The sequence below is a fragment of the Photobacterium sp. NCIMB 13483 genome, assembly GCF_003025475.1.
GTDB lineage: Bacteria > Pseudomonadota > Gammaproteobacteria > Enterobacterales > Vibrionaceae > Photobacterium > Photobacterium piscicola.
Genome location: NZ_PYLV01000007.1, coordinates 97,627 through 117,701 on the forward strand (window position 1 = coordinate 97,627; position 20,075 = coordinate 117,701).

Genomic DNA, 20,075 nt, shown 5'->3' on the forward strand with positions numbered 1-20,075 from the left:
TTTTACATTGATAAATGTAGTATGTGTTAAATATAAAACAGTTGTTATTTAATTAAGACATTAATCAATAAAATTATCAAAAAAATTGATATTTAATAATCGTTTTTACGTAAAAAATTGATGTTGGATTTATTTTAAATTAAGTTGTTATTTTTATAATACACGCTATGTAAAATGTTCTACCTTTTAAAAAATTATCTTATGGTTTGATAGTTATAACTTTATATTTTTAATTTTTATTTCGCATTTAAATAATGATTCGCAAAATTATAATTAATTTTCTATTTTGCTTTTTAAATAAATGTATGTGATTAACTCATTGTTTTTTAATGATGTGAAAATATTTATTATTGGCATGCTTATCGCATTATATATATTTCATGGATCATAAAGGATGAGGTGTAATATGAAAAATTTATTATTGATAGTGATTGGCTGTTTGATGATGTCTTTTTCTGTTTATGCGGAAGATGATAACTTACTAGTAAGTAAAATGGATGCATATATAGTTGAAGTAAATGATAAAGGAGAGGAAAAATTAGTAAAAGCAGAGAAAGCCGTACCAAAAGATAAAATCGAATATAAGTTAACTTACACAAATAATAGCGAAAAGCCTTTGAATGGCTTAATTATTACAGGACCTATTCCTGAAAATACTTTTTATATTGCCAATACAAGTAACACAAAAATCAAATCGAATTTTTTAGTTAGTATTGATGGAGGTAAAACATTTGAAGAAGAGCCAGTGAAACGCGAAATAATGAAAGATGGAAAAAAAGTTGAGGTTATTATTCCACCTGAAAAATATACCGCAGTTCGCTGGATACCATTAACACCTATTAATGCTAAGGAAAAACAAGTTTTTGCTTATCGCATCGAAGTTAAATAAACGTTAAGTAAATGTACCGCCCTGCGTTTTTGCAAGGGTATTTATACACATCGTAATTAAACTAATGACCTTAAAAGGTAACCACTTTATGAATACGCATTTAAAACCTATAAGTGTATGGGTTGCGGCGGGACTCATAACGGTAGGTGCAGGTTTACTATCTAGCCAAGCCCTTGCAGCTACTGCCGCCGGAACTGATATTAAAAACTTAGCAACAGTAACCTATGAAGATGAATCTGGAAATAGCTATACCGCGACATCGAATGAAGCGGTTGTAACTGTAGCTCAGATTTATAGTGCAACGATTGAGCAGGATCTCAATACTACAGGCTCTCCTGGTCAAACTGTATATTTACCTCATGTATTAACCAATACAGGTAATGGTGCTGATACTTATACATTAACATTTGCGCAGAATCTTCCAGGAACTGATACGCGAGGAACGGATACGATTGATGCTACCACATTGAAGCTCTTCAATGATGAAAATAATAATGGTCAACCAGATGCGGGTGAAACCGAATTTACTTCTGGTGATACTGTTACTCTAAATGCTGGTGAGCAAATGAACTTAATGCTTGCAGCAGCAGTGCCTACAACAGCCGTTCCTGGCGATACACTTGGTGTGACATTAGAAGCAGAAGCTCATGATGGTACACTTGCTCCTATTGATGGCTCTGTCACTGATATTGGTGATAACAATGATGCCTTACCTGATACTAACGCATCATTAATTACAGTGACTAACGATGCTGTGGTTAATATTACCAAATCAGCGACGCACTTAGAGAATGTTGGTACGGAAACCGCATTAGGTATTGATTTAGATGGTGATGGTGGTACAAACCGAGAGTTAAGTTTAATTCGTTACACAGTAACCGTTTCTAATACAGGTAATACAGACGCTAAAGATGTGGTTATCTTTGATGGTATTCCTGAAGGAACAGTATATGTCGCGAGTAGTACGGGTGGGTTATATGATGCATCAAGCAGTGGTTTGTTAACTGTTAATGGTGATACACCGATTGATTTTGCAGCTAATTTAGTTGATGAATCTACACATGGAGTTGATTTAGACCAAGATGGTACTAATGATACCGCTGAAAATCAAATTGATGGTGGCTTAGATCTTAACAGTAACGGTAATACAACCGATACCGCAGTACCTGGCGTATATGCTGTTGATGATCAATTAGCGTCAAATACAACTATCTCCATGACTTTTTATGTAGCATATTCTCCTGAAACAATGATGGGCGACACCGAAATAGGTAACGTTGCTTATTCATGTTCAGATCTTAATGGTGATGGTGACTACGATGATGCTGGTGAGTGTAATGATCCAGATCCTACAACTGCAGGTCCCGATCCATCAAACCCAACTACAACGACTACAACGACGACTACTGGTGTAGGTATTACCGATACTGGTACTGAAACAGGAACATCAGGTGGTGGTGACTCTGATGGTACTGATGATAATATTCAGACAGTAGATTCAGCTGCTGCTGGTAGTGAAGTATTCTTCTATAATAAGATCATTAATAACGGTAATACTACCGATAGCTTTGATCTTTCGACTGCAAATGTTAGCTTCCCAACAGGAACAACATTTGAATATTGGAATGCTGACGGTACAGCGCAACTTGTTGATACTAATGGTAATGTAACACCTGATAGTGGTCCTGTTGATCCTTCAACATGTATCGATGCCGCTGTGACTATTGATGGTATTACTGTCAATTGTAACGAGACATTGTTCCGTGTCGTTGCCAATCTGCCATCAGATGCTGCTGATTCTCCAACACCATTTGAAGCAACAACAACGGCAACTTCTTTCAATGACGCCACTCAAACGGACAGTAAAACTGAGCGTTTAGGTAATATTACAGGTCCTACTGTTGATATTGCAAACACCGCAATTACTACTATTGATCCTGCTGTAGATGTCGATCCTGTGCTTCTTGCGGGTGGCGTTCTTACTAGCGCAGATGTAGCAACGGTCTTTAATGATGAGCCTTTAGGTTCAACAGTTATAGCTCCTATTTATATTGCTAATGAAGGCGGTAGTTCAGATTCATTCCTATTAAGTGCTGAAGGTAGTTATAACGGCGCAAGTTGGGAAACAGCATTACCAACGGGCTGGACTGTAGTATTCAAGCATAATGGTATTGATACTGATGCAGATGGTACGGTAGATATTGCTGCAACAGGCAATGTTATTACATCGACACCAACCATTCCTGCTGGCGCTGTATTATGGGTCAATGCTGAAATTACAATTCCATCAGATCCAACTCAAGCTTTAGCTGATAGCGATCAAACGGCAGCGATTGATGCTAATAGTGATGGTGATATGGACTATATCATTTCACTTGTTGCTACATCAGACGCATCTAATGCATCTAACCGTAAGGTTGAAGCATTTGATGTCGCAACTGATGCAAGTATTGATATTACGCCTGCATCATTAAGCAACCAAATCGAACCAGGTGGTAGTGTTACTTATGACCACACGTTAGGTAACAATGGTAATACAACTGAAACCGTTGATTTAAGTTCAGGCAATAATATGACTGGATTTAATAATACAATTACTGTTGATACTGATGGTGATGGTGTGCCTGATACTGAAGTTGGTAACTTATGTGATGATCCTGTAACGACGCCAATTATTGTGCAGCAAGCGGATGGTTCTAGTGTAAGTGTAGAAGTAGCGTGTGATGCAACAGACGGCTCAGATACAGTTCCAACATTAACGTTAGAGCCTGGTGAAACCATTCCAATGGAAGTCACTGTATTTGCACCAACAGATGCAACTTCTGGTACAAATAACCTAACAACAATTACTGCTGTATCAACAACAGATCCAACAGTGACTGCTCAAGGTCAAGATAACTCTGAGGTTGTTAAAGGTCAGGTCCGTCTTTATAAGTATGCTGATTTAGATACTGATTGTGATGGTGTTGCTGATACTGATAAGACCTTCTTAAAAGAGCAAACAACGAATGTTGAACCTGGACAGTGTGTTGTTTGGAAATTGATTGCAGTCAATGAAGGTACATCAAATGCTCTCAATACTGTTATTACAGACCAATTAACTGAGTACTCTCAATTCGAAGCGGGTGGTAGCTTAGTAAGTTGTCGTAATACGACAGATTCAGGCACTGTTGTAGCACTTGCTGATGCAACATATCCTTTAGAGGCCGATGATTTAGGTCCTTTATGTAACCCTGATGGTACTACTGGTACTGACGTTACTGGTGCGGTAAGTGGTAATTCAGTTACCTTTACTGTAGGAACACTTGTTCCTGGTGATAAGGCTGTCGGTAACTTTGTAGTGAAGATTGATTAATAGCAAATATAACCTAGTCCTCCCTACCTTGTAGGGGGGCTTATTGAGCTTATTTTAAATATATTTGAAAATAATTAAATCAAGTAAGTTCAATAAGCCTATATCCATATCTTTGAATTACTAGCCTTTGGAGAGTGCTTATGGCCCTCTTAGATGTAATAACTAAAATGAAGTACCTCATTGTTTTTATATTATTAAGTGTGAGTTCAACAGTTTTTGGGTTAACTAATGCTGGTACAAAAATAATGAATCAGGCCATCATGACTTATTTTGACTCAACGACGGGTGAGAATATTCGAGTGCTTTCGAATATATCCCATATTAAAGTTGAAAAGGTATATGATGTTTCATTATCACCTAATACATCTGGCGATAATAAGACAGAAAAAAATGTTCCACCTGGTTCTATTGTTAGTATTCCTCACACAGTAACTAATACTGGTAATATTAAAGATAGCTATATTATTAATGTTAATAATCTAACTGATGATAATGGGGATCTTACATCACCAAATGCAGATAAGATAAAAATATATTTTGACACTAATGGCAATGGTATTCATGATCCTGGCGAGCCAGAGCTTAATAAAAATAGTGATGGAGAATATATTTCTGGCCAGTTAAAGCCGGGTGAATCTATTAATATTGTTTATACTGTCGAGCTTCCAACAACAGATAAAAACAACGACTTCTATGATATTGATACTGTTGTTATATCAATCAATGAACCTTCAGTTGAAAAAACCAGTTCGACTAAACTTACCGTTATTAATGGACCAATCGTTAATCTAACGATTGAAAATTCACCTATTTGTCAGCAACAAGTGACATCACTTTCTGAAATTGACTTTAGAGTTAATTATACCAGTGTTGGTCGCACCAAGCCTGAATCGGCAGCACTGCCGTATAATATTTTTGTTCAATCAGAAGCAGCAGGCTCACAAGTGAAAGTTAGCCATACTGGTGTGTTAATTTCAGTAAAGCTTCCTGCTAATATTTCTTTATTACAAGATAAAGTGATTAATGGCCAGCCTGCTAAAGATCATTCACCAATAACCTTAATTTCTCCTGAATACAATTTTGATGGCGGTGTGGTATTAGTCGGAATTAATAATAATTTTATTTTTGAACAAGATGACCATAATTTAGATTGGTATGAATATAGCTCTTGGGATGGATCAGGTAATGTAGAAAAGGTGGGTTTTTTAGTTAAACCTGATTATATGAAGCCAAATACATCAGGACATTTTACTTATTATGCACAAGTTAATGATGTACGTGGAACCGTACCATTTAAAATATACAGTGAAGCAGAAGTTAACTTATCGTCAACAGCTGAAAATATCTCTAGAAGTGGTGAAATATGTAATACGTTAGTAGGTAAAGAAGAAGATAATTTAATTGATTTCGAACTTATTGACGATACTGTATTAGACCCAAATAGTGACTTTACTATTTTATACAGTGAGCATAAGCATTTTATTCCAACAAACTTTTATTATCATTCAAGTTCAACTGGGTTTGATTCAAAATTTGATGGTATTCATGCTCAAATTATCCTTCCTCAAGGTAATGAACATGCGTCAACGATTGATATTATTGGCCCAAGTTCTTCTAATTACCCCGTGACATTACGTTCAACGGAAGGTGATTCTTTTTATTGGATTTTTGCTGAAACAGGGCCTAACACTGGTATTTTCAGAAGTGTTATTCCTGTGCATGCGGTATCACCAAAAGATAATTATATTCGCCCTGGGGGTAATCACTGTTTAGAAGATATTGCTATTCCATGGCGTACAGGTGAAATTACTCGTACAGAATTGTTATCGAATATTGATGGAACAATTAACTTTACAGGTTTTGGTCTTAATGGTTCAACTGCCGTAGACTGTGAAATTCAGTCAAATCCAAATGATGAATTAGTGATTGAAGTCTTTGATCCTAATAATAATAACCGAATCATTTTGACTGATTTAGCGTACATAAGTCCTCAATTTGTAGTATTTGATGCGACTAATTTTAACGGTGTAGAAAATGCGATAGTGAAGTTTTATCAAACAGAAAATAATGTAGCACCAACAGCAAAAGTACGAGTTCCAAATGTTGATGGTCTCACTCCTGTTGCTGAAGTGATGTCTGATGTTGATGGTCGAGTATTATTTCCTAAATTAGCCCCTATTGATGGTAATCAATATTATATTTCGGTTGAGCCACCACAAACGCATGTGTGGCCATCTGCTTATACAACATTAGCAAATTTTAATATTCACAACGTTACCCCGATGTCATATGGCCCATATGGTAATGATGATATTGAAAATTCAGGTCTATTCCCAATTACGGTTAGGGATAGAGTTGAAACGTTTGATATACCTTTGGATCCCAAAAGCTTAGATCGTAGATTAACGATTCAAAAAGATGCTGATAAAGATAACGCAGAAATTGGTAGTTTCGTTAAATATTCAGTAACCATTAAAAATAACCTGCCAGACAGTCAATTATTTGATGCACAAGTTTTTGATTCAATGCCATATGGCTTTAAATATATGGAAGGCAGTACTCGATTAAATGATCAACCTTATAAAGATCCGGTTCGAATTGATACTTACACTTACCGTTTTGATATTGGAACATTAAGTGGTAGTACACAGCCACCTGAAAATGGTAGCTATAAATTAACCTATGTTCTGCAACTAACAGCTGGTGCTATAGATTCAGATGGTATCAACTCTGTTTATGTCAATGCAGCGACCTTTGGTGGTACGACTGATTCCCGTATTACTTCTAATATTGATAAATACCAAGTTAAGGTAACACAAACTGGCGTGATGTCAGATAGAGGCATTATTTTCGGTAAAGTTTTTGTTGATGCACAGTGTAACGACATCATGAAAAATCAAATGTGGCCTATTGGTGGAGTGAAAATATATTTAGAAACGGGTGATTATGTTATCACTGATGAAAACGGCCAGTATTCAATGTTCGGTGTTAAGGCGGGTAATCATGTCATGAAAGTTGACAAACAAACCCTACCTTTAGGCATTGAATTAGAGCCAACAGACACGCGTAATGCAGGAAAAGGTGATTCTCGATTTGTTGATATGCGACGTGGTGAAATGCATCGCGCTGATTTTGTCGCGCCATGTCCGGTAGAAAATCAAGAAGCGGTTTATCAAGAATTAAAGGAAAGAAACACCAATATAAATGGTGAGTGGCTATTTAAAACAGCAGAGAATTTTAAAGGATTACAATATGATGCCAAACCAAAAGCATTAAAAGCAGATGAATTACAAGCCGGCGTTATTAGTGGGCCGTCAACCGCTGCTGACAATGCTTCTCAAACGTCAGCATCTACTTCCTCTTTAACTGTATTTAAAGGTTATGCATTAGAGTCACGTAAAGGTAGTAACGAAGATCTTGCGAGTATGATTACGTTATATCCAAAATCAGTACAAGATGAGGCTTATATTTATCCAAGCACTGATAAATTATCATCCATTCGTTTTGGCTTTAGTGATTCACAAGGAAAGCTTAACGATTTGAGAACGGCATTATCGCTTTACAAAATTAAAACTGAAATAGTGCCAACGGCATACAATAACATTCCGAAAGAAGCTAAGTTTAGAATTGATAATATTCTACAAGATGTTATTCCATTGCCTGAAGATGAAGCGAAAAATATTACTCGAGCAGAAGCAGAATCAGGGGCATGGTATTGGCCAACCAATGATTATAGCTATGATGGCCGTTTCATTGCCGTTATTCGAGGTGATGTTGAGCCGACACTGTATGTTAATGGCAAGGCAGTCAATGTTGATCAATTAGGCGAGCGTATTATTAATAAACGTGAGAATGCTCAAATTGTTGGTTGGTATGGTATCCCATTAAGTGATGGCGATAACGTTGTTGAAATTAAAACGGTGGATCCATTTGGTAACGAGCGTCTTGTTTTAGGCAAAACGTTTTCTCATCCGAAATCTGCAAAGCGTATAAGTGTTGTCGCTGATGGTGATGTGTTACGTGCTGACGGTGGTCGTTCTGTTATTCCTGTTATTATTAAGTTGTACGATGAAAATAATAATTTGGCACGTGGTACTTACTTTGTAACGCTAGATACAGATCAAGGTGATACTTGGTTAGACCCTGATATTCAAGAGAATGAAACGGGTCATCAAGTTCGTGTTATTAATGGTGAAAAAACCGTTTATTTACGCAGTACTGAAAATACGGGCCAAATTAATATCCAAGCGTCAGTTGAAGACTTCTCTGACAAAATCAAACTTTATCAAATTGCCGCTAAACGTCCGTTATTTGTTTCAGGTATTGTAAATTATACCGGACGTTATGGCCGTTTTAGTGGAGAAAGACCGCCTGCTCAATTAGACGGTTATGAAAATAAAACCTATAGTCATGACGAAAGAGCCGCCGCCTTTATTAAAGGTAATATTAAAGGTGGTATGCATTTAACGTTAAGTTATGACAGTGACAAGTCTGATGAAGAATTTTATCGCGAAATATCACCAGACAGCTATTACCCAATTCCAGGTGATGCAAGTATTAAAGGTTATGATGCTCGTAGTACCAGTAAGCTCTATGTGAAACTTGAAAAAGAACGCCATTTCGCAATGTGGGGCGATTATAGTACCGCAGATGGAACTGATGAGTCTGATATTGGACGTACAAGTCAGATTCTTAATGGCTTCAATAGTATGTATAACGATGGGAAAATTACTGCACAATTATATGGTGCGCGTCCTGAAGATTTACATAAAGTGATTGAGTTTAATGGTAACGGTACTGCAATGTTTTATAGTATCGGAGACACACGCATTGTGCGTCATTCTGATACGGTAACTTTGGTTACGTATGACAGAGATAATACTGGTCTTGTTCTAAATCAGCAGTTATTAACCCGTTATATTGACTACACCATTGACTATTTCACCGGTGATATGCGATTTAATCGTGTTATTCCTAGTTACGATCCTAATCTCAATCCTATCAAAGTGAGAGTCGCCTATGATGTGGATGGTGATGGTGATGCCTATACCGTTGCAGGCGCAAGACTTTCTTATTTATTCACCCCTTATTTACTTGCCGGTCTGAGCTACGAATATAATGACAATGATGTTGAAGGTTATGACATTGGTAGCCTTTGGGTTAACTATGATTTTGATAATAAAACGCAAATAACCGCTTCTGTTGCGAGTATGTCCCATAAGGGTGATGAAAGTGCCAGTACGTTAACTACTGATACTCAGGAAAAACTTAAAAATGGTATGGCATATAAACTTAGACTTAATCGTGATTGGCACGCTCAAGCAGCGACTGAGCTTGAATATGTTTATGCAGAAGAAGGGTTTACTAATACTACTGGTGGTGTAACGCCAGCTCGTCAAGAACTTCGTCTTCGCCATCGTCAGAAGTTAACAGGGTTAATGAACCTAAACATTGAAGCCAGTCATTCTGAATCTTTAGCTCATAAAGAAAAACAACAGTCTATTGGGGCAACGGTAGATAGCAAGATTTTGGGCTCTCAATGGGTAACACGTTTAGGCTCTCGTTATATTAAAAATGAAACCGAAACAGATTCAGAAGAATATACCACCGCAATTGTGGGGCTGGGTCGTACATTTAGTTTGTGGGGACGTCCAGGTCGGTTAGACACTGAATATGAGCAGAGTTTTGGTCATGATAGCAAGCGTCGTTTTAATGTAAAAGCGGATTGGAAAGTACATAAGCAAGCCAGCATATATACCCAATATGAGTATATTGATTCTTTAGACGGCATTAGTAATTTAGGCAGTGGTTCAACAAGCTTATTTACGGCAGGTATCGATGTTGATTGGCTTCATGGTGGTAGTACGTTTAATGAGTTTAGACAACGTGGTGCATCAGATGGTCGTAGCCTTGAGCTAGCTAATGGTTATCGTGGTCGTTTTGAAGTAATTCCCGGTATCAGTGTTGATCCTGCGATTGAATATGTTGAAGTTATTGAAGGCGAAGGAACCTCTGGTGTTGCGGTGTCATTAGGTTTAGCTGATGTACGTAATCCTAATTATAAAACTACGGGCCGTATAGAATATCGTCACGGTGATACTGAAGATTATTATGGAATTTTGGGTGCTTGGGTCACGCGTTTAAGTCAAGATTGGAGTGGGCTTGTACGTGAAGAGTACCGTTATATTGATAAAGAAAATGCACAAAATACATGGAGTAATCATTTCAGTTTAGGTTTTGCTTATCGTCCTAGATTAACTAATCGTTACCATATGTTAGGTGCTTATGAGTGGAAAACAGAGCGTAATGACAGCACGCGTACCGCACATATTTTATCTACCCACCAGAATTATCAATTATCGCCAGATTGGACAATATCTGGACGTGTTGGGCTGAAGTGGGAGGATTTCACTGAATATGAACAAGACTATGATTCTGTGGCAACAATTATTGATGGTCGCGTAATTTATTATATTAACCGTCGTTGGGACCTTGATGTGCACGGTGGCATGTTAGGTACGGATTGGTTTGATAGTCGCCGTTATTCTTTCGGTGTCGGTTTGAACTATCTTGTTATGAAAAATCTACGTGCAGGTATTGGTTATAACGTAATAGGTTTTGATGATAATGACCTCGATCCACAAGGTTATAACTTACAAGGTTTTTACTTTGAAATGATGTTTAAGCTTGATGAAGACTTATTTGGTTGGTTAAGCGAATAGTGGTGAGGAATGTAATCATGAAATTATTAACAACTTCTTTATTATTTTTAAGTGTAGGGATTTCAGGCTGTGTTTCTAATGAAGCTATTTATGCCGACTATGGTGATCTTGCTTGTGGCAATACAACAACAGTTATCGACGGTCATTATTGGCCAACCGTCGTTAATTTTGACTTTGATAAAAAATCGCTAGATGTACAACAACAACATGCATTAGATCAAGCGGCACAATTATTGAAAGCGAATCCTACATTAAATGTGGCTGTTATTGGTTCTGCTGATAATTCAGGGAAAGCAGGATATAACGACCAATTAGCAAAAGCGCGCGCTAACGTTGTTGCAAATTATTTACAACGGCAAGGGCTTGCTGCACACCGTATCGTGACATTAGGTTCAGGATCAAGAGAACCGTTTATTGTCTCAAATAATCAAACAAACAATCGAGTCAATCGTCGCACGCAACTGATTCTTTTAGGTGACGATTTTAATCCGGTTAGTATGCAATACAACTCAGTGGCTAGTCATTCTAGTGCACAATAGGGAAGGGGGAGCTTCATATGAATGTCTTCAAGGGAATCGCCAAAATAGGTATAACCGTTGTTGCTAGTGCCAGCTTCGCTGTAATGGCTTTAACTGAATCTGGTACAGTGATTAAAAATCAGGCTGGTGCTACGTATCGTGATAGTGCCAATATTTTACGTAGCACAACATCTAATTTAGTTGAAACCCTTGTTCAGCCTGTTGCGGCACTGACATTGATTAATGATCAATCTAAGTTGGGCGCACCGGGTCGAACGGTGACATTCAATCATGTATTAACGAATACCGGTAATAACACCGATTCTTTTGTACTTGATATTGTGATACCTGCTTCTGTTATTAGTGCTGCAACTATTTATCCTGATGAAAATAACGATGGTGTTGCTGATCCTGGTTCATCACCAATAGCGTCAGGTTCTGTAATTGGTCCTCTAGCTGCGGGTGAAAGTTTTGAATTTGTTATTGTGGCTGATATTGATGCTGCAGCGACAATTAATTCATCGGATGCGCTAACGGTGACAGCAACTAGCCAAGCGGTGAGTGTTGATGGTATTTCTGTGGCAAATGGTGGCGTGGGAACACAGACCAATACTGATACTGTAACTGCAACTAATTTACCGATTATTGAAATTTCAAAAGCATTAAGTGCCAATGTCGGTGCATCACCAAGTGGGCCACATACGATAACATTTACATACACGAATGTGGGTCTTACGGATATGGATCCGTTACAGACTAATGGTGTGATTTTAAAGGATGTTCTGCCCGAAGGGATGCGTTTTAATGGCGCGGTATCTTGGAGTTTATCAGGAACAACAATCACAGCTTCTGGTGCAACAATCGGTGGAAGTGAAACAACAGGCGATCAAGATTTACTCTTTACAACTTGTATTGCACCGAGTGGGCTTTGTTCTGATAATGATGAAATTCAATTTGTAATGGATGGTTTAGCTGCCGATGAATCAGCGACGATAACATTTGAAGTTAATATCGATTCAGGCCTTTCTGCAACCACATTGTATAACCAAGGTATTTATGGTTTTGATGAAGATAATAACGGTACTGTTGATGCAGGTGAGTTAGATTCAACCAATACCAATAGAGTGCCATTTCTAATTACGTCTAATTATGCGGTTATTGCTAACAATGGTGGCTGTGATGTTGGTACCGATAATAATTGTGATGCACTTGATGACACCAATCATGAGATTGTTGAAGTAGCGTCTGCTTCGCAAGGTGCACGGGTTAGTTTTACCAATTACATCTGGAATACGGGTAATGATGAAGATATTTTTAATGTCACTATTGAATCTTCCACATTTCCAAGTGGTACTAGCTTCTTCTTATATAAAAGTGATGGTGTAACACCATTAATAGATACTGATAATGACAGTAATCCAGATACCGGCGTTATTCCTGCTGCAGGCGAAACCTGTCCATCATACTTAGTGACTGACAGTAATGGAGTGTGTGGATATAAAGTCATATTGGTTGCAACGCTCCCTGCTTCAGCTATAGGTGGACCATACCAGACGGTTAAGCGTGCAAGATCGTCAAACGATACCTCGAAAACAAATACTGTTATTGATCGTTTGGGAGAAATAGTCGCGAGTACCGTTGATTTAACCAATAATGTGAGAGCAGAAACAGGGCTAACAGTTGAGGATAGCTGTGATGCCGTTGACGATAATTGTGGTTATGGTGCAGGTCCTGAAGCTGCGGCTGTTACAACAAATACTGTAATACCTGGTGCAACCACTAGGTTTACTTTATACGTAACTAATAAGTCAGATGCAGCTGAAAGTTATGAGTTGCAATACAGCGGCTCAAATTTTGCTGTTAACACCATGCCTGCAGATTGGACTGTTGTGTTTAAAAATGCTGAGAATGAAGTTATTACCAATATTCCAGTATTAGGTCCTGATGATGCGGTCATTGTTTATGCTGACGTGACCGTTCCTGTAGACGCAGAATCTGCCACTCAAGATGTTTATTTTAAAGTCTTTTCTCCAACAACTGGCGCAGAAGACATTAAATATGATGCAGTGACTGTTGATAATAATAATCAATGTCTGGCCTTTGGTCCGCCAAATTCAAATGGTGTAACGTTTGCTGGTGGAAGCATTGTGTATAAACATATTTTAAACAATAACACCAATGATGAATTCTTAAATATTGTGCTAACTGTAGCGAATTCAGAAGCTGGTTTTTCTACAGTTATTTATGAAGATACTGATAGCGATAATATACTGACAGGGGCTGATAATGCGATAACGTCAGTGGCTTCTCTTGCTGGAGGTGCTCAGAAGGTCTTATTTATCAAGGTCTTTGTGCCTGCGAATACACCACAGGGAACGGATAATATTACGACTGTCGAAACCACTGTAAGTTGTGGCACATTGCAAATTATCGATACAACGACAGTTGCAAATACAAACATGAAAGTAACGAAAGAACAAACACCTGATTTAGATTGTAATGGTGTATCAGATTCTGGTACTTATGTGACGACCAATTTTGCTGTTGCACCTGGTCAATGCATTATGTATCGGTTAACAACAGAGAATATCGCCATTGAAGAGGCGCGTAACGTGACCTTAACCGATGCCACACCCGCTTATACAGCATTTAATGTAGTTGGGTCTTTACCGAGTATTTCAAAAGGTTCAATCAATACGATTGCAAATGGTTCTACAGGCGCAATTATAGGAACAATAGGAAGTGTTTCTCCTGGTGAGTCAGAAGAACTTATATTTAGTGTTCGTATTGATAATTAGTTATCGTTTACTTGTGACGGCAATACTTGCTTGATGTTATATCAAGCAAGTTTTTTTATTCGTAAAACTATAAAAGCCCAATATAATTATTGGGCTTTTATTATCATACAATAAAAATTATTTATTCTCCGTTTTGAAGAATCTCTTTAGCGCGATTATTACCATTTTTAGCTGATTCTATAAGCCAATATTTTGCTTCTTCAATAGAGATATCGACACCATCGCCATTTATATAAATACTGGCTAAATTATACATTGCTCTATTATTTCCTTGAGCAGCTGAACGTTTATACCAATAAATAGCTTTATCAAAATTTTGTTCGAGAAGATCTCCTTGATCATATAACTTTGCTAATTCAAAACTGGCAGAAGGGTATCCATTCTTATCTGCCGATTTTAATTGCTCTATTGCAATATTAATATCATTTTCAATAAGTGATAAATTTTCCAAACTTAATGTAGCCAAATCAAATAAGGCTTTAGGATTATTTTGCTTTGCTGCAATATTAAGATGTTTAAAACTCTTTGCTGTATCGATTTCGATGTCATAGAGTCCTCGGCGATAGATGTCACCTAATACTAAATGAGAATAAGGATGATCTTTTTTAGCTGAGTTATGTAATAAATTAATCGCTTGTTGTGTGTTTTTATTTAATTCTAGATATGAAATGGCTAATAAATAATTTGAATATTCATTATTGGCATTATCGTTTTTACTTAAAATATCAATTACATCTTGATGTCTTTCTTGTATAAAATATAAATAACCTAATGAGTAAGATGATGGAGCATGTTGATTTTTAACGTTAATTAATAAATTTGATTCTGCTGCTTTATAATCTGCACTACCGCCTCTACCATCAATAAGCATTAATGCATAATAATAGCGAGCAAGAAGATGATCTTTATCCGCTGCTTTTTTATAGAGTTCACGTGCTTTCTTTTCTGATTTTGTGACTAATTCACCTTCTTCGAACAATGCGGCTAAATAAATCATTGCATCAGGATCATCTTCTGCCATAAATTCTATTTTTTTTATTTCATTCTCCTTCTCAGGTTTAGATGTTTCTGTGTTTTCAATCTTTAATATTGATTGAGATAATGGTGAGAGTGTTTGTAGTGCTTTATTTTTTGAAATAGAGGTTGGTTTGTTTAATTCAGACCCGTTTGCTAAACTTGAATCATTGTTTTCAGCACTACAACCACAAAGTATTATTAAACTTGATACTATCATTTTTTTCATTATTGCTTTCTCCTATCCCTGTACTATTGTTAATTTTAGAACATAACTTAAAGGGATGTATTATGCGTTCAATCTTTATTTTTATATTAACAATGTTATTAACATCATGTGCTTCTAGTAATTTAACCTCATCGTGGGTAGATAGAAATTATTCAAATGTTCCGATAAAAAGTTCATTAGTGGTTGCGATGTCAGATAATTTACGTGTTAGACGAATATTTGAAGATGATATGGTTAAAGAATTACAAAGTAAGGGGGTTAATGCTGTATCGAGTTCTCAAATATACCCTAATAAATTACCATCAAAAGCGGATTTATCGAGTTATATTCAGAAAAATGGCACCCAAACAGTTTTTGTTGCGAAGTTAGTTAACATCGAAGATAAAAATATTCGTTATCCAGGTAATGGCTATGGTGGATATAGCAGCGGTTTATCATTCCATAATTACTATAATAGTTCGTATAGCTATATTTATGATGACAGTTATACGGTTTCTTATGAATTTGTGAATGTTGAATTTACCTTGTTTGATACAAAAAGCCATAAGCCTATTTGGTCAACATCATCAGAGTCTGTTGATCCTAATAACATGAACGATATTATTTCAGAATTAACACATATTCTAATTGAAAACCTACAAGATAATGGGGTTGTAAGATAACTTAATAAACATATTATCTTTTTTGTTTAAGCCTTACGGTAACGTAGGGCTTTTTTTGTTCATAATGATAACGGAATTTAACTTTTGTATGATGAAATATTACACGTTCAAATAAATACTTTATTGGTATAGTGGTATTTGTGCTACGAATTGATATAAATCAAATAATAACGATGATAGTTACATTATGATGCAAAAGAATTTCGGAATGAGATGAGGTCTGGTGGCCTTCTCGGTCTTCAAAACCGATGTGAGCTGTATAAGCTTTGGTAGGTTCAATTCCTGCCTCTTCCGCCATTTTTCGCGCGTTTAAATGGTTCCTCTGACACTCGTTACTTTGCCTATTTGGGTTAGGGTATGAGTGCTGTTGTCTGCAATTCAGCCAAGGAACTTATCGTGACGACAATAACATCGCCAGCTCTACTTTCTGCATCACTCGCTCCAACAATCAACTACCGTTTACCTCAAATTGAACAACTTCTTCAGCATTCAGATTTAACTGATTATGTGCGCTTATTAAGTCGCCCAGTTGTAACTAATACACTGCGTCAACTGTTTGCATCTATCCGTCAGCACCCTGATTTTAAAACTCAAGGTGTTAATGATCTCGATATTATGGCCTTAGTGCTTGATAGTTGCCGTCAGTTATATCGTCGTCGCCAACAACGAGTAATGAATGCTACCGGTATAGCAGTGCACACCAATCTTGGACGTTCTCCAATTAACGAACAAATTTGGGACAGCGTTAAAGCAGTTAATACGGGGTATAACAACCTTGAGTTGAAATTAGCTGATGGTAAACGTGGTGATCGTAATGGTTTATTACCGACCTTGATCCAGAGTTGGATTGGCGCTGAAGATTGTGTAATTGTAAACAATAATGCTGCGTCAGTTTACTTAGTGCTGCATGCGTTGGCTGCGGGTAAAGAAGTGATTGTTTCTCGCGGTGAGCAAGTTCAAATTGGCGGTGGTTTTCGTATCCCTGATATTCTAGCCCTTTCTGGTTGTAAGTTAGTTGAAGTTGGCACCACCAATATTACCACCAGTGATGACTATATTAATGCGATCACTGAAAATACTGCGATGGTCTTAATGGTACATCAGTCTAATTTTTCAATGCAGGGGTTTACTGAATCGCCAGATATTCAGGATGTGGCTGAACGCCTACCTGAGCATGTTTCATTAGTGATCGATCAAGGCTCTGGATTATCGTCTGAACAATATGCCCAAAGTGAAGTGTCATTACCACGCTATTTGCAAATGGGCGTTGATTTAGTCTGTTTCTCTGGTGATAAAATCATTGGTGGACCGCAGGCGGGCATTATTGCAGGGTGCCCAAAACTTTGCCAACAATTAGCTAAAAACCCGATGATGCGTACCTTCCGTCCGGGACGAATTGTTTTATCCATGCTTGAGCAATTATTAGTCCAGAAACTTAACCGTGATCCTGCGGCTTTTGGTGTCGCGCAACAGGCGTTAGATCGCGCTAAAGTGAGTCAAACGTTAGCTCAACAATGGGCGCTACGATGGAAATCTTATGCTCAGGTTGTTCCTCTGGTGATGCAAGTCGGTGGCGGTGCCATTCCTAGTGAAACCTATCCTTGTTATGGTCTTAAACTTACCTTACCCGGTAAAGCACAACTGCATTTAGATGCGCTACGTGAATTACCGATTCCGATAATTGGCTATGTTAATAGTAATCAGTTGCTATTAAATGTCGCGACTTTATTAGATAGCGATCATATCGACTTTATTGCTCAACTTGACGGTTATATTCAATCTTATACAAATACTGAGGCTAAATAATGGCGGTAATATCGACACAATATCAAGCCGTAGTTGGTCTTGCTGGGCATGTTGACCATGGTAAAACTGCGTTGATTGAAGCGTTAACAGGCATGATCACCGCCCGTCCTCATGAGCAGCAATTAGGCATGACCCAAGATTTAGGCTTTGCGCATTTTCAAGATGATCATGGCAATACTATTGGTGTGGTTGATGTACCAGGACATGAACGTTATTTGCGTAATATGGTCGCGGGCGTATGGCATTTAAATGTGTTGTTATTAGTGGTAGCGGCCGATGAAGGTTGGATGCCAATGACCACTTCACACCTTGATGTTGCACATGCGATGGGGATTGAAGATATTGTTGTTTGTATTAATAAACGCGATAAAGTCAATGCAGAGCAATTAGCTGAAATAGAAGACCAAGTGTTAGAACAAGTCATGGAACGTAGCGGGTTGTTACCTGAAATTGTGACTGTTTCTGCATTAAAGAAAGATAACATTGAAGCGCTTCGCCAACTTTTAATTGATACCGTACAGGTCAACATTGCACGTCATAAAGTTATCGCGCCAGCAAACAGTGATGATATTGCAGTGCTTGAGCCTGCGACAGATCCTCTGATGTATATTGATCGGGTGTTTGTTGTTAACGGAATTGGTACGGTGCTAACGGGTACACTCGCGCAAGGACAATTAGCGATTGGCGATAAAGTACGGTGTCATCCATCAAACCTTGTTGGGACAGTGCGATCAATTCAGGCTTATCACCAGCAATTAACCTCAGTTTCAGCAACATGCCGTGTCGCGGTGAATGTTAAAGGGGTTGGCCGTAAGGATATTGGTAGAGGGCAGTTGATTACCGGTATCAATCAACACATCACCTTGCGTGATCAATGTATTGTACGATTAACTAAAACAGCGACAAAGTTAAAAGTTAAAAAACAACGCCAAGTGGAAGTGGCGATGGGAACATGGCACGGAACAGCACGTCTGAGCTATATCCCCAATACTGAGCTAGCTCGATTAGTGTTTGAAAAACCAATGCCATTATTATTTGGTCAACGATTGGCGATGATCCAAAAAGGTGGCAGTGGTTTACAGCATGGCGCAGAAGTGGTGTGGACTGATTATATTTTTGGTTATCAAAAACGCCGTCTATATGACGTGCTAAATAATTTACCGCATCAATTACAGCCAGAGTCACAACGACAGATGTTGTTAGTGCTACAAGGTTATTTTGAATGTCATGACGTTGATTTTAAACCAACGGAACAACAAACATTTATTGCACCATTTTGTTTTGACAACCAATGGCTAACAGATATATCGCAACAAGTTGAAACATTACTGGGTGGTGGTATCTCTATGGCTTCGACGGAATTATGCAGTCGGTTACGGATCAATGACGCCGTGATTGAACTGATTATGCAGCGTTTAAAGCAACAACAGAAAGTGCATTTAAGTTACGGTAAATGGTGTGTTGGACAAGGTGATAATGAAGACGATTTACCTCAAGATGCGCTTAATATTCTGCATCAAATTCGTCAGTTTGGCAAAGCTGGGCTTGAGTTAAATAAAGTCAAAATTGTCGGTGGTAAAAAGTGGTTACGTCAATTAAGCCACCAAAAATACATTACCGCGCTTGATGAAAATATCTATTTTGATATGGGGGTATATTTAGATCTTGTGAAAGCGGTAATTGCAGATCATCAACCCCATGATCGTATTACCATGACGGATATTAAAGATCGTACCGATCTCAGTCGTAAATATTCTATTCCGCTAGCGAACCGAATGGAAAAAGATGGTTGGGTTAAACGTGATGATGATGAGCGCATTATTTTAAAAGCATGGCATTAACAGATAGCGGTAAATATAGGCTAGCAAGCAACGTTGTTAATACCATGCAGCATCCTATCTAGAGTATCAATAAAGGCCCTTTACTTATGTGAAATATAGGTAGAGGGCTTTTTCGTATGGTACTTTTTCTGATATAGACGCCGCTCTTTAAGATGATGGTTCGACACTCGACTGTCGAAGTGTGTCGACATGGCTGTGTCGAAGTTACCGCTGACGGCACCACAATCAATATATTGTTATC

At 37.8% G+C, this 20,075-nt stretch carries 9 protein-coding genes and 1 tRNA gene; 9 read left to right on the forward strand and 1 reads right to left on the reverse strand.

Going from position 1 to position 20,075, the window contains the following annotated elements; all coding sequences use genetic code 11:
• Positions 1 to 406: 406 nt before the first annotated feature.
• The 5 genes from C9I86_RS07940 (at position 407) to C9I86_RS07960 (ending at position 14,282) form a co-directional block, all read left to right on the forward strand.
• A complete protein-coding gene (locus C9I86_RS07940) occupies positions 407 to 889 on the forward strand; it encodes a DUF11 domain-containing protein (protein WP_080156322.1) in 483 nt (160 codons plus the stop codon).
• An 88-nt stretch (positions 890 to 977) separates the two neighbouring features.
• Complete coding sequence (locus C9I86_RS07945; protein WP_241956860.1) at positions 978 to 4,244, forward strand: hypothetical protein; 3,267 nt, start codon at positions 978 to 980, stop codon at positions 4,242 to 4,244.
• A gap of 140 nt (positions 4,245 to 4,384) precedes the next feature.
• Positions 4,385 to 10,966: a hypothetical protein gene (locus C9I86_RS07950; RefSeq protein WP_107276084.1), complete on the forward strand. Its 6,582-nt coding sequence runs from the start codon at positions 4,385 to 4,387 to the stop codon at positions 10,964 to 10,966.
• Positions 10,967 to 10,983: 17 nt separating this feature from the next.
• Positions 10,984 to 11,505 (forward strand): OmpA family protein, encoded by a 522-nt coding sequence (locus tag C9I86_RS07955; RefSeq protein ID WP_107276085.1) that lies wholly within the window; start codon positions 10,984 to 10,986, stop codon positions 11,503 to 11,505.
• Between the two features lie 17 nt (positions 11,506 to 11,522).
• Positions 11,523 to 14,282, forward strand: a complete 2,760-nt coding sequence (locus C9I86_RS07960; RefSeq protein WP_107276086.1) for a hypothetical protein — start codon at positions 11,523 to 11,525, stop codon at positions 14,280 to 14,282.
• A gap of 121 nt (positions 14,283 to 14,403) precedes the next feature.
• On the opposite strand, the gene C9I86_RS07965 is transcribed toward C9I86_RS07960, so the two are convergent.
• On the reverse strand, positions 14,404 to 15,525 hold the full coding sequence (locus C9I86_RS07965; protein ID WP_107276087.1) for an SEL1-like repeat protein: 1,122 nt from the start codon (positions 15,523 to 15,525) through the stop codon (positions 14,404 to 14,406).
• A gap of 62 nt (positions 15,526 to 15,587) precedes the next feature.
• Here C9I86_RS07965 and C9I86_RS07970 point away from each other — a divergent pair, with 62 nt between their 5' ends.
• From C9I86_RS07970 to selB, 4 genes are all read left to right on the forward strand, one after another.
• Positions 15,588 to 16,187 (forward strand): hypothetical protein, encoded by a 600-nt coding sequence (locus C9I86_RS07970; protein ID WP_080156317.1) that lies wholly within the window; start codon positions 15,588 to 15,590, stop codon positions 16,185 to 16,187.
• A 205-nt stretch (positions 16,188 to 16,392) separates the two neighbouring features.
• A tRNA-Sec gene (locus C9I86_RS20045) sits at positions 16,393 to 16,484 on the forward strand.
• Positions 16,485 to 16,583: 99 nt separating this feature from the next.
• Positions 16,584 to 17,993 (forward strand): L-seryl-tRNA(Sec) selenium transferase, encoded by a 1,410-nt coding sequence (gene selA / locus C9I86_RS07975; protein WP_241956861.1) that lies wholly within the window; start codon positions 16,584 to 16,586, stop codon positions 17,991 to 17,993.
• Positions 17,993 to 19,834 carry a selenocysteine-specific translation elongation factor gene (gene selB, locus C9I86_RS07980; RefSeq protein ID WP_107276089.1) on the forward strand — a complete coding sequence of 614 codons (1,842 nt, stop codon included), beginning with the start codon at positions 17,993 to 17,995 and terminating at the stop codon, positions 19,832 to 19,834. The genes selA and selB overlap by 1 nt, the downstream gene beginning before the upstream one ends.
• Positions 19,835 to 20,075: the final 241 nt, after the last annotated feature.

Excerpts from the sequence above, each read along its gene's own strand:
- C9I86_RS07940 (WP_080156322.1), top strand. The coding sequence starts at position 407 with ATGAAAAATTTATTATTGATAGTGATTGGCTGTTTGATGATGTCTTTT.
- C9I86_RS07945 (WP_241956860.1), top strand. The coding sequence starts at position 978 with ATGAATACGCATTTAAAACCTATAAGTGTATGGGTTGCGGCGGGACTC.
- C9I86_RS07950 (WP_107276084.1), top strand. The coding sequence starts at position 4,385 with ATGGCCCTCTTAGATGTAATAACTAAAATGAAGTACCTCATTGTTTTT.
- C9I86_RS07955 (WP_107276085.1), top strand. The coding sequence starts at position 10,984 with ATGAAATTATTAACAACTTCTTTATTATTTTTAAGTGTAGGGATTTCA.
- C9I86_RS07960 (WP_107276086.1), top strand. The coding sequence starts at position 11,523 with ATGAATGTCTTCAAGGGAATCGCCAAAATAGGTATAACCGTTGTTGCT.
- C9I86_RS07965 (WP_107276087.1), bottom strand. The coding sequence starts at position 15,525 with ATGAAAAAAATGATAGTATCAAGTTTAATAATACTTTGTGGTTGTAGT.
- C9I86_RS07970 (WP_080156317.1), top strand. The coding sequence starts at position 15,588 with ATGCGTTCAATCTTTATTTTTATATTAACAATGTTATTAACATCATGT.
- selB (WP_107276089.1), top strand. The coding sequence starts at position 17,993 with ATGGCGGTAATATCGACACAATATCAAGCCGTAGTTGGTCTTGCTGGG.